The 11,788-nt window shown below is 57.8% G+C and carries 9 protein-coding genes; 5 read left to right on the top strand and 4 right to left on the bottom strand.

What is annotated here, in order from left to right:
• Positions 1-297: 297 nt before the first annotated feature.
• A complete protein-coding gene (locus tag BSZ35_RS18865) occupies positions 298-921 on the bottom strand; it encodes a hypothetical protein (protein ID WP_105014152.1) in 624 nt (207 codons plus the stop codon).
• Between the two features lie 426 nt (positions 922-1,347).
• On the opposite strand from BSZ35_RS18865, the gene BSZ35_RS18860 reads away from it, so the two are divergent.
• The 5 genes from BSZ35_RS18860 (at position 1,348) to BSZ35_RS18845 (ending at position 7,186) form a co-directional block, all read left to right on the top strand.
• The gene (locus BSZ35_RS18860; protein ID WP_219846701.1) at positions 1,348-2,286 is read left to right on the top strand and encodes an integron integrase; all 939 of its coding nucleotides are present in this window, start codon (positions 1,348-1,350) and stop codon (positions 2,284-2,286) included.
• 644 nt (positions 2,287-2,930) lie between these two features.
• Positions 2,931-3,110: a hypothetical protein gene (locus BSZ35_RS19375; RefSeq protein ID WP_146110181.1), complete on the top strand. Its 180-nt coding sequence runs from the start codon at positions 2,931-2,933 to the stop codon at positions 3,108-3,110.
• Positions 3,111-3,953: 843 nt separating this feature from the next.
• A complete protein-coding gene (locus tag BSZ35_RS18855) occupies positions 3,954-6,017 on the top strand; it encodes a hypothetical protein (RefSeq protein ID WP_105014150.1) in 2,064 nt (687 codons plus the stop codon).
• A gap of 60 nt (positions 6,018-6,077) precedes the next feature.
• Positions 6,078-6,614, top strand: coding sequence for an antitoxin Xre-like helix-turn-helix domain-containing protein (locus tag BSZ35_RS20000; protein ID WP_258096796.1), 537 nt, complete (start codon positions 6,078-6,080; stop codon positions 6,612-6,614).
• Positions 6,615-6,670: 56 nt separating this feature from the next.
• Complete coding sequence (locus BSZ35_RS18845; RefSeq protein WP_105014148.1) at positions 6,671-7,186, top strand: RES family NAD+ phosphorylase; 516 nt, start codon at positions 6,671-6,673, stop codon at positions 7,184-7,186.
• A 77-nt stretch (positions 7,187-7,263) separates the two neighbouring features.
• Here the strand turns inward: BSZ35_RS18845 and BSZ35_RS18840 are convergent, their stop codons facing one another.
• The 3 genes from BSZ35_RS18840 to BSZ35_RS18830 all read right to left on the bottom strand — a co-directional run bounded on the left by BSZ35_RS18840 (position 7,264) and on the right by BSZ35_RS18830 (position 11,209).
• The gene (locus tag BSZ35_RS18840; RefSeq protein WP_146110180.1) at positions 7,264-8,313 is read right to left on the bottom strand and encodes a hypothetical protein; all 1,050 of its coding nucleotides are present in this window, start codon (positions 8,311-8,313) and stop codon (positions 7,264-7,266) included.
• A 311-nt stretch (positions 8,314-8,624) separates the two neighbouring features.
• Positions 8,625-10,601 carry a relaxase/mobilization nuclease domain-containing protein gene (locus tag BSZ35_RS18835; protein ID WP_105014146.1) on the bottom strand — a complete coding sequence of 659 codons (1,977 nt, stop codon included), beginning with the start codon at positions 10,599-10,601 and terminating at the stop codon, positions 8,625-8,627.
• A gap of 206 nt (positions 10,602-10,807) precedes the next feature.
• Complete coding sequence (locus BSZ35_RS18830) at positions 10,808-11,209, bottom strand: hypothetical protein (RefSeq protein WP_105014145.1); 402 nt, start codon at positions 11,207-11,209, stop codon at positions 10,808-10,810.
• Positions 11,210-11,788: the final 579 nt, after the last annotated feature.

Below are 11,788 nucleotides of genomic sequence, written 5' to 3'. Positions count from 1 at the left end.
CTGAACGCCGAGCCGACGTAGATCGTCTCTGTGGTGTCGCAGACGCTCTAGTAAGTCTTTTCGGGTCTGAACTGTAGCCATAGTATTCTAAAAACCGCCAGCAACCGCGGATGTTGCTGCGGAGCATAACGGGGGAGCTTAGGGGCGAAGGGCCGAGACACGGTTCGGCCTTTGACCTGTTCTGCAAGAAAAGAGCCGCTCGCCGAAGTGTCCACCCACCGGCGTAGTCGCTCCAGGTCCGCGAAGCCCAGCCCGCTCGGTTGACCTCAACCGATGGCGGCACTGGCCCTTCGTCCCCTACAGCGACTTGTTATGCTCGTCTTCTTCGGCAATCGATTCCGCCTCTTCTGATATTTCTTTGATCAATTCTGGGATTGCAGTGTCGATTGATTCATTGTACTGCCTGTACCTCACCTTACACCACATCCATATACTATGACGCAACGCAAGTTTTCTGATTATATCCTCTAAAAAATTAACTCCGTGCTCAGCCGCCATTCTCCGAATTGACACTCCTTGACTATGGAACTCTCCACCCGCCCAATCACTCGTATCTCTTTCCCTAGCTTTAACCATTCCATTCGCCCCAACTCTTACCTCATGAGCAAGGTATGGGTCTATTTTAGCAATCTTACTGCATATATCTTTTATTCTTTTCTTGAATTCACCTGACTCTGCCCATTCATCCTCTAATATTATGTCTAATATTTCGAAATATATCTCTGGCATGTAACCCTCCTCTGATGCTTCTTCGAGGACTGCTTTGTCATCCAGAAGTGTCTTCCTTAGATCCACCAGAGCAAACAGTGCCACCCTGATGTCCCTCTTTCTTTCACGTCGCTTCGACATTAACTGGCTAACTTCCTTCAGGAGCCAACCGGTTGCCACACTTAGAAGTGCAAGCAATCCACCTTCGGGCATAAAGCTACGAAATGCTTATGACGGCATAACATATCTTAGGCCGATCACTTCCGTGATGTAACACGGATGCGTTCGGCATAACATGAATCTCAACCCTCGCTAAGCCCTTTCTTATCAAGGGTTTACTCAAAACAGGCAGAGCGAAAAGCCGATCGGATCCTCATAACCCCGAATATGACACGTTATGCCGACCGGCCTCCGCGTGTCTACATGATAAGAGGTCGTTTCCGGTAGTTCAAAGGGGGCGGTTTGGCCCTGCACTTCTTCTCGTCCCAGTGAACCCACAGTTCCTGCTCTGCCCTTCCGATGTCCCATACGGCTGCTCCCGTTTCCGATTCTTCTGTTTCCGACTCCTCCACCTCCTACAAGGCGGACCCGCCTGAAGGGGACAGGCCTGGAAACGGCTCCTCTGACTTTCTGGGCAGAGTGCGAGCCGCCTGTCGGCGCAGCGGCTACACCTACCGCACCGAACAGACCTATACCCGCTGGATTGTCCGCTATGTGAAATACCACAACACGCGCCATCCCAGCAAGATGGGCAAGGAAGAGGTCCGAAAATATCTTTCATACCTTGCCACCAAGCGCCGGGTGGCCGCCTCGACGCAAAACCAGGCCCTGAATGCTCTTCTCTTTCTCTATCGTGACGTCCTTGGGCGGGAGTGGGACGAGATCACCGATTTTGAGCGCGCGAACGAGCCGGAGCGTCTTCCTATCGTACTTTCAGAAGAGGAGACCAGAGCCCTCCTCGGGGAGATGGAAGGAACCAATGGCCTGGTTGCTCACCTGCTTTACGGAGCAGGGCTCCGCCTATCAGAAGCTCTTCGCCTGCGGGTCAAAGACCTTGATTTCGGCTACGAGCAGATCACCGTCCGGCAAGGAAAGGGAAAGAAGGATCGCCGAACCATTCTTCCCGACCCCTTAGAGGCGCCCCTTCGGCGCCAACTACAGAAGAGCGAGGCGATCTGGCGGGAGGACCTGGAGGCCGGATACGGGCAGGCGTCCATGCCGCTGGCTCTGGCCCGCAAGTACCTGAATGCAGCAACGGAGTGGAAATGGCAGTACGTCTTTCCGTCTAGCCGGCGATCGGAAGATCCGAGAAGCGGGGACATAAAGCGCCATCACCGCTCCCCGTCGGCGGTGCAGAAAGCCGTGAAGCAAGCCGTTCGGGACGCCGGCATCACCAAGCCCGCCAGTCCTCACACGCTTCGCCACTCATTTGCAACTCATCTCTTGAAGCACGGGACTGACATCCGCACCGTTCAGGAGCTTCTGGGGCACGAGGATCTGCGGACGACTCAGATCTACACTCACGTTCTCCAGAAGGGAAAGGCTGGGACGCGGAGCCCGCTCTCGATTATCGGGTGAGAACATCGCGGGCGGGTGCGCCCCGCTTCAAAATCGAGGCAATCCTGTTACCCTGTTTCAGAATACAAGTGCCGAAAAGCACGCAGCCGCCCTGCGCGTTGAATATACCGCAGACGGCCTTTGCCGCAGCGGTGCTCTGGCCTATTCCTGTATTCTGACCAATCCCTAAAGACGCCACCAACGCGATGAGTAATTCACTGCCGACACGACGGAGTCAGGCTCATGCTCTCGAACCAGTTCTGAGCTGACTGAGAACAGTGGGGAGGTGCTGTTCACGGCAGAGCCGAAAAGACGACGTGTCCCTTCTCCCGACGGTGGTGGTGAGATGAGCCTCGCCCCTATTGATGAATATATCCACTCCATGCAGTCTCCACTCCGGATTGCGCGGTTATGTTTTGAAGACTAACGCCATGGGCTGGCGGCGTCAGAGGGATACTGCTCCTCAGGTCGAATGTCCGCCACAAGGAACTGTCGAGTCAGTCTCGTAGCCACGATGCTCGGGCGGCATACACCTGGTTCAGATGCTTCTGAAACGCCCCCCTGCACGCCTCTTTGCCACCTACAAAATACGTCCATTCTGCCGGGGCATAGATTTCTTCTGCTGGGAGAGTTCCCGGTAGCGTGGTCATCGGCGATAGGGCTTGTTGAACGAGCCTCCTCTCCAGAGCACACAGCTGGCGGCTGCCCCCCTCCCCTTTCCGACGACCCACTTCACCATCAGTAGCGGCTCCTTCACCGCAGCACAGCACGTCGTGGTGTACCACGAAGATCCGTTTTGCATCGTCCCTGTGGCCGTCATTAGCGCGTGTACCTCCTTCTGGTGAGTGCCCGTTTTTGATGAGCCGGCCCCTAACGGAAAGGCGAGCAAACCCACAGGCGGTACAGAGAGACACCAGAAATCGCTCGGGATGCCATTGCCGGCCGACGAAATCATTGCTCTTCTCGATTGGTCTCGTTGAACCGGGAGCCAGCCTCACGGGCTCTCTACATCCGTCCCTCTCTTGTAGGAGTAAGGGTATTGGAATCTTTTCTTCGTCCTCGAAAAACCGAACGGAGTATTGACTGCATGCCGGACACGGCTGTGGGGGTGGAATGAGCATAAAGGAAATCCGCAATCTAAAGCCACACCCCCTGATAGGATAGACCTACCGAACTGCCCCTCCAAAGCAGTCCGGTGGTACCGGAAACCGCAAAGGCTTCCGTAGGGGGCGACTCTGAGTGAAAGGTATTTGGCGAGTCCCGCCCAAGCGAGACCCGAGCGCACGGATTTGGGGTTTCCTTAATACTGAAATCCATCCTTCCAGGCAACCCTCTCTTTGGTTTTCCTGACCCTTCCTCAAAGATTTCACCATCCCCCATCCGGTTCCCCCTTCTGGCGCATCACTGTTGTGCCATAGCTCCCTAGCACTTCGGCCCACCGCTTGCCTATCTATCATAACCCGATGCGGCACTGAGTCCTGGCCACATCGCGACCGTTCTGCATTCCTCGCCTCCCTTCTTTATTCTACTCTCAAGCCTCGCGTTCAAATTTGCAGTCCACCCTGGAGCGTGCTGCTGAGGAGCTACCCAAAACCCGAATCCGCCAGGCACACAGAACGGGATTGCTCAGAGGAGACAACGGCGAGAGACAGTCGTAATGTCTGACAATAAGACGACTCCATAGTGAAATGAAAGGCCAGCAGGAGGCCCCTCCATCTGGAATAGCGGTCGTGCGGATTGACTTCAGCGACCCGAGAGATCCGGCCCTAGAAGGCTGGAAGGCAGTGCCGGAAAAGGCCTCAAAGGAAGGCGTATCTTCGTCCGAAGTCGACTCTTCACCTGAGGGTCTCCCAGGCCTGTCGGAGACCGAAGCCGTGTATTTTCCCGATGAGGTCTACGGCTCCGTGGAGGCGGCGTACACGGCCGCCGTTCTCTGGAGCCAGCGCTACAAGGAGGAGCCGGATAGGTCAGATACCACAAACATCAGCCGGGTCGACACCGACCCCGAGCAGGGCGACACACACGGCGACTTCGTTCGCGTGCAGCGCCAGGGGACCCTCCGAAAGAAGTTTTTCTCGGATGCCCGTTTCGGCGGACAGAAGGGCGCTCGTCACGCGGCCCTCATCTGGCGGGACCTCATCAAAGACCAGATGCCGGATGCCCTCTCTTTTGAGGTCGCTCGTCAGAAAAGCGCCGCGAAGCAGTCTCAGTTTGACGTTCCCGGGATGACTGTCATCGAACGGACCGATGCAGAAGGCTTCGTTCATCCTGCCCTCCAGGTCCGGTGGACCACCCCGGAAGGCAAAGTCCGGCGTCACATTCTGTCGCTTCTCAAGTGGTCGCCTCGGCAAGGAGTCTGGAAAGTTTCTAAACGCCTTGTCGACGAATACGAGGCCGGGCGTGTTGACGTCCGACGGAGCTATCTTTTCAGCGCCCTGCCGAAAGGCTGGTTTGAGGAGGCGACCACGACGGAGCGCGTCCAGCACCTCTTCGAGAAAGCCGTTTCTGGCGCTACGAAGGAAGCAGAAAAGATCCTGCAGGCCAGGAATGAGGCCCTTGAGGGTGTTCCCGATCTCTCACTCACTATTCGCAAGCGAAACGGCCACTATGTGCCGCTCCTGACCGTCGCTTATGAGGATCGAGATGGCAATACCAAAAGTCGCTCACGAACGCTGGGGCCCCGATCCCTCCTGAGCGCGACCCACGATCTTTGTCGAGTGCTCGTGGATGAGTGGGAAAACGCGTCTCTCGATGAGTTTCCGTCCTCCTCACAGACACGCCCTACGCCGTTTTCTGTCTTTCACGAAGGCCTCTCTGCTGAAAAGCAAGTGGAGCACCTCACCCAACTGGCCCTTCCGCCACTGCACAAGGACCTACGGGAGCTGCTTAGTGGACCGCCGGGCGTTTCCCTGTACTTTCAGCGCCTGTCCTCTGGGCGCTACAGCCCGATGGTCGAGGTGACCTGGGAGGCGCCTTCGGGAGATCTCCGGCGAGGGGTAAGCTCCGCACTGGAGCACACGCTTCGCGGCGCCCTCCTGCGAGCCTTGCAGAAAGCCGCCCGTGCATTGGCCTCGGGAGATGTTCGACGGGCCTCCTTGTTTGACGAGGCGTCTCTATTTTCCAATCTCACTGCCTCGGACCGACAATCATTGGGGCTTTCTGTTGAAGGCAAATCGGGTGGGATGATTTCGCTCCAACGCGTCCTAGACTCAGAGGATGCCTTCTACGAGCTGATCGCTCGCCTTTATTGCTCCACTCTCCCCTCCATTGAGACGGCCTACCATCTTCGCGTGCTGCACGGAGCCCCCGGACTACGCATTGAAGGCACAAGTGAAGTCTTTTCAGAACCGTCCTCTGATAAAGATGCTTCGGAGGTTCGACTCATTGGAGAATGGCCCCGTCGTGACGACTCGTCTTGGGTACGGTGCGAGGCGTCTATTTCAGAACGGGGCTTGGACGAAGCCCTCATGGAGCTATTGGAAGCGCTGGCTCGTGAGGTGCCCGACGGACGAGTAGATGTCGAGGCTGCCCTCTTGGAAAACTCGCCCCTGCAGGCGCTGGACATCTCCGAGGAGCGTCTCAGCAAACTCACCGCCGAGTATCTTCAGGAAATGCTGTTTGACAAGCTGTATCCGCCTCTCTGTGTCCTCCAGCGAATTATGGGCGGACCGGTCGAGCGGCAGGAGGACCACTTTATCGGTACCCACCTGTCGATCAATAGTGGCGTGGATGCTCAGAACGCTCTTTCGTAAGGGCAAACTGTATTCTCGAACCAACCTTCGCCAGGGAGGAAGGCTTCGGGATCCTCCTCTGTGACTCTCACACCATTGCCGCTCATCGGGATCTGCCCGCTGACGCATCTGTCGAAACCTCCGCGACAGCTGGTAGAGACCAGATATCCGTCATCCCTCTGCAATCTCTCTTCACCCCCGATATCTCCGACTGGAGCCCCATCGACGGCTGCATCAATCATCCCGGAGATCGGTTCCGATCGGGTCGCTGCCGTTCGTGCCGGTCTGCCCTATGAGGCGGTGGAGAGGATGCAAGAGCACCTGGAGGCGTCGGACGAGCTTCTGGCTCGCGCGATGGGGATTTCGCCCCGCACGCTCAGCCGCCGCCCGGAAACGGGAACGCTTACCACGGGAGAATCTGATCGCCTGGTGCTGCTGGCTGAGCTCGTCGCGCTTGCCCGGCAGAACTTGGACAGTACGGAGGCGGCCCAGGAGTGGCTTTCCACACCTCACTCAATGCTCGGAGGGGAGTCGCCGCTCGATCACATGGACACAGTGGCGGGCATGGCGGAAGTTAAAAACATGCTTCACCACATCGAATACGGAATCCCCGCATAGATCTAACTCCGCAAGCCAAGGCCTTACGTTTGATTGTTCATTAGCATTGACCTGCGGTGTTCTCGATCTGGCGACTCGAAAAGGAACGCCACCTCGGCGAAACGTTCCGCGGAAAAAGCAGCCTCCAAGCTGACGGCCGCTGGCACCACATGGGGACTCAGGTTGCTTACGCGAGTGAGCACCCTTGCATTGCAGTCCTGGAAAAACTTGCGTGGCTGGGCAGTTATGATGTGGCCCGCAGTAGCAACTACCTCCTCATCCCGCGCCGGCTCGATCCGGACAAGCACCTTGAAAGAGTTGAAGAGGAGGATCTCCCTGAAGATTGGGACGCCTTCCCTCACCGGGATGCGATCCGAGACATCGGCACTGACTGGTTCAACGAGGAGCGCTCACCAATTCTCGGGGTCCCGAGTGCCGTTCTTCCACTTGCCAAGAACGTCCTGACCAATCCGTTTCACCCCGAGTTCCACGACCTGGAGCGCAGAGGCCCGAGCCTTTCTCCTGGGAGAGGCGTCTCTTTGATCGGAAGCACCCTCCCAGTGAAGAAGAGTAGCCCGAACCCACTGGAGTAGGGCGTAAATATATCCCGTACAACGGCCTGCTGCTTCCGAAGACGCAGCCTGCTTTTGTCGACTTCGCTCCGAAGTCCTCAAATCTCCAACATCTCGCGTCCCCGAGCCTCTTTATCGACCCGATCTAGCGTCCGGATCGCCACGTGAATTGCGACGTGGCGGAGCGAGGCCTTCAGAACTCCCTTTGCAGTTGCTGCCGTCGAGGTGGCCTTCCTGGACGACTGCCCCCGTCTACCCGTAGAGCGTGCGGTAGCCCCCCGCTTCATAGTAGGTGCCTTCTCTATACCGTTTCCTCTTGCAACCGCCTCCCGTCCTGGCGTAGCGCGCCTCCCCGTTTCCCGGTTGGGCTCTGCATCACCGATCGACTGCGCGTCTGCTCCCAGAATCACTTTTCGAAGGGCCTGTCGCTGCTCGGGAGCGATGGACTGAACCCTTTCGATGACCGCCCGGCTCTGCTCCGAAAGGGGCCGACCGCCGGTTAGCTCTTGCACCTTCTCGCCGAGCGCATCCGCCTCATTTTTCATGGCCTGAATTTCTTCTCTCTTTTGGTTGAGCCCCGAATACCGGCCTGTGCCATTCTCATCAACATCCCGTTCCTTCGTTGCTGAGTGGCGCCCAGAGGCATGATCCTTTCCGAATACCCCGAGCCGGGTGGCGCGGCGGAGCGCGTCCTGACAGGCCCGCGCGAGGCCCGCCGCTCGGGCTGCGGCCCGTATGGCTTCAGACCGCGCTGGGGTGGAAACCCCAAAAACCGAGTTGCCCCGAAGCGCGCCAAGGCGCTCAGGCGATGCGGCGAGGATCTGACTGGCTTTACCACGCCCCCCTCCTTCGCCATCATCAATTCCTGATTCCAGTTTCTGCCACACCCGAAAGGTCTCTTCGGGCTGGCGGTAAACCTTCTGAAATGCTGACCGAAGCCCTACCCGTGCTGCTTCCATCTCGCGGATCTGCTCCTGCATGTCGCGCAGGTCCATCGTCAAATCTTCTGCTCGCCCCATGAGGGCGGTCCGCTCCTGCGCGAGGGCAGACGCGCTCGCATAGGTGTCAATTTCCTGCAGGGCGCGTCGGGTATTCGTGTCCAGCTCGCCAACCAGCGATGAGAGCTCCTCGGAGAGGTCCCCGTCCAAAATTTCCTCATGCGGGATCTTCTCTTTGGACGGCAGCTCCTTCCCATCAGGCCCGAGCCCGAAAAGGCTCCACTGGAGCTCTTCCCAACTGAGAGGCTCGGGGGCCGAAGTAGGCCTGGATGGCTCTTCTCCCCTTCCATTCTGAGAAATCTCTGCGTCTTCCCTGTCTACGGCTTCGCGGGCAGGGTCCTTTTTGTTTTGGGAATTTCCACTCCCTGTGTGCGCGTCTGGCTCCATGTTCGTCTCCGCCTATTGTAGGATCACCTTTATTATGGGGGGCGCCTTTTTGCAGTAGCACCCTTGTTGTAAGATTACCTTGAGCGAGAAGGGCTCTCTTTCTGTGGGCCCCTCCGGCCTTCCATCTGAACACCTTCCGGAAGGGCTCTACGGAGCGCTTCCTGCACCGCGGGGGACTGCAGGTTCTCTCTTTCGAGGCTTCCTCCTTCGAGAATGGATTCGCTTTCCCCCCTGCCCTCCGCTCCAGACTCCCTCTTTTCTTCCTCCTCCAGGACATAGCGCCGGGCAAACCGAGACGCAGCTTCCGGGTCCCGATCCGCCAGCCGGCCGAGCAACCGGCAGAGCGTACGCTCTAGCTCGGCAGTTCCTTTTCCATCTTGAACCTGTCTTTGCAACTCACGAAGCCTCTTTTCGAGCCCCAATCGAGCCTCCTGGATTGCCTCTCGCGTCTTCGTGAGCAGTTCTTCCGCAGGGGGAGTTTCTGCCAACGGACCCACTAATATTTTTACTCCATCCTTCTGACTCTGCCCTTCTGGATAGACCTCTTCGGAGTAGGATTCTGTGGAAGGGGAAGCCGCCTCCAATGAAGTCGCCTCGTCGGACGTCTCGGTTTCCCATAGATTCCATGGCTTTTCCTGCCCTCGCTCACGCCGCACTTGCTTACCGCCCCTTTCTCCTTCTGAGCCAAAAAGCACAGTTGCCTGCCCCGCTGCCCGCCGGTGCTCTTCAAGCAGGGCGAAGAGCCGCTTCGATTTTTCTGGGGTGATCCTCACAGCACGCTTCTCGCCCAATATTCTCCGCAAACTTTCGGGGGTCAGACTCCGAGTATTCTCCGGATGCTCGACGTTCCGAGCAGCTGCTCTCCAGAGGTCCAGAGCCTGATCTTTAAGCCTGCGGTCTCCTTCGCGGTTGCTGCCTCCGGAGCCCTCACTGGAGATACTTTGCTGTGAGGCCGACCCTCCCGATCGGAGCATGCCCTCCAGAAGGGCTGTTCCCCGCATCTCAATTTTCCGGAGGTCCTGCTGTAGCCCTGAAACATCTGCCTCTTCCGCTTCAAAAAGCGCAGAGCGCCGCGTAAGTTGGTAGGCCTCCTCGCGCCGCCGAAAAGACCCTGCGAGCGCCAGCAAGAGGTCCTCCGCCTGCTTCTCTTCTCCCTCGCGTTTTCTACCTTCTTCGGCCGCTCGTTTCCCAGTGGCTCCACCTGCCCTGGTGGCACCTCCTTTTCGAAACTGCCGCTTTTCTTTTTGGGGTTCATCCCCGTCTGCCTCGATGAGACGCCCGGCCACCTCTGCCTCGTATTCTCGCAGCGTCTGCCCGAAGCGGGCTTCCAGCTTAGCCAGCGAGGTGCCCCCGGTGATCTGCCCAGCCCGTATGGTCGTCTCACCACGTGCGACGAGAAGATTGTCTCGGCCTCGCACATACCGAAGTCCGTCTTCTCGAAGAAGCGCTTGGAGTTGAGACCAGCTCGTGGCCGATTGCAATGCAGAGCGCGCCCGGTTTCGCAGGGCAATGGGAAAGTGCTCGGTGAGACGAGTTGAGCTGCCCTCTACCCGGCCGCCCTCCCTCTCCCGCCCGGTTCGCTCCCAGTAGGGCCGAGGGGCCGGCTCCATTCCGAGTTTCTTTTCCAATTCCCGCATTACGCGGGTGATCACGTAGTAGCTGTTTGATGCCTCCACTACGCGGGCCGTCCAGTAGTCCCAGCGCGCAACCATCGTGTGGCTGTGGGCAAAGTAGGCATCTCCGTGCGCGACGGTTATCGCCATGTTGTCTCCCAGCCCGAGGGCGCCGAGTGTTCGCTTAACGGCATACTCCATCTCGGCTCGGGTGGGCTGGTCGGTAGGGTCGTACCCGATCGTGAGGTGATAGCCGAGTGCTTCCGTTTCGGCGAGGTGGCGGGTCAGGTTCATCTCGGCGGCGGCCTTTTGCAAGTCTCCGCTTACGTAGCGGGCGGTCGTCCACAGGACTCGTCTCTCCGGCGACCTGCCCGTACTGGACTGCAGGTAGCGAGCAAGCGCCCCAAAGGAGCTGACTTTCGTGATGTATCCAATCATTTACGGTGGGGAATCTTGACTCATGGTGTGCTCTTCTCTCCGCGTCCGGCCCTTTTCCCTTCATCGGACCAGAAGATCCCTGCCTGAATCGTGCAATAGAATCAGGCCCGCCCTCCGTTTTTTCGATTTGACTCTTTTCGAATGGGTACGGACGGCACCGATTCCCGCACCGATCGAGTGAGACCCCAAGACCGATTGGCTTCCTCTCATCGGCCGAACGTCTCTTCGATGGTCTGTATCTGCTTTTCGATCGATCGGAGGACCACCCCGACCTGAGAGACGACCTCTCCTGAATTGGGCTGTTCGGAGGTGGGGTTTGAGGTGTGATTCTCCTTCACGTTCCCACTGGAAAGCGCCGTCTCGATTTCTTTTAGCGTGCAGGCGAGCATCCGAAGGTCCGTTTTTAGGACCGCTTTGAAGAGAGGATGGTCTCTGTGGAGAAGGCGCCGGCGTCCGTATCCAGAGAGGGTCTGCCCCGTCCGGGCGGCGCTCTCTTTTACGTGCTGTTTTTCCTCCTTCGTCAGATACACCTTGACCGCCTTCCTCGACTGTTTTTTTGGCGGCGTTCCGGGCTGGGCGCCCCGAAGGGATGCATTAGGGGTTGACATGTGTTTCTTCAAGTGATCAGTTCTTGATAATGTAATAACGTCTGATCAGAGCGGCCAGTAACAATAACAGCAACAGATAATAACGGTTATCAAATGAGACTTCTTGTAGACGCTCCTCCTGGATTCGGTAGGACGCCCATGAGTTTTCTGCGCCGTCTTTCCGAGCGCCTTCCAAAGGTCTCTTCGAGAACATCTTCAGTGCCCCAGTCAGGATTCCCTACAGGACAGAGTAGGCCCAAACAACATAGGTGCCTCCCTTCCCCCCCTATCTTCTCAGCACCCACCCACAGGGCAGCTTCGAGGACTTCTCAGCGCGCCTGAAGCACTGTGCTCCGAAACCCAAGGTACGCCCTATAGCGAGCAGTTGGGCACGCCACCGGCTTATCTTCGGGTGCGCATGTGGCTGTTATGCCGTGGAGGTGACATCGCTGAGCCGGATTCCGATGAAGGGTCCTTCTTGAACTTCCCCTCCATCCCTCGTTTTTGCGAGCCTCTTTCACCGCACTGTCCACCGAACTGTTGGTACACATGCAGGGATTCGCCCTTCAGGCACAGCTTTGCAGTTTTTCTCTCCAGACG

It is taken from the genome of Salinibacter sp. 10B (genome assembly GCF_002954405.1).
GTDB lineage: Bacteria > Bacteroidota > Rhodothermia > Rhodothermales > Salinibacteraceae > Salinibacter.
This window is presented reverse-complemented; position numbering and strand designations above follow the sequence as displayed.

Excerpts from the sequence above, each read along its gene's own strand:
- BSZ35_RS18865 (WP_105014152.1), bottom strand. The coding sequence starts at position 921 with ATGCCCGAAGGTGGATTGCTTGCACTTCTAAGTGTGGCAACCGGTTGG.
- BSZ35_RS18855 (WP_105014150.1), top strand. The coding sequence starts at position 3,954 with ATGAAAGGCCAGCAGGAGGCCCCTCCATCTGGAATAGCGGTCGTGCGG.
- BSZ35_RS18835 (WP_105014146.1), bottom strand. The coding sequence starts at position 10,601 with ATGATTGGATACATCACGAAAGTCAGCTCCTTTGGGGCGCTTGCTCGC.
- BSZ35_RS18830 (WP_105014145.1), bottom strand. The coding sequence starts at position 11,209 with ATGTCAACCCCTAATGCATCCCTTCGGGGCGCCCAGCCCGGAACGCCG.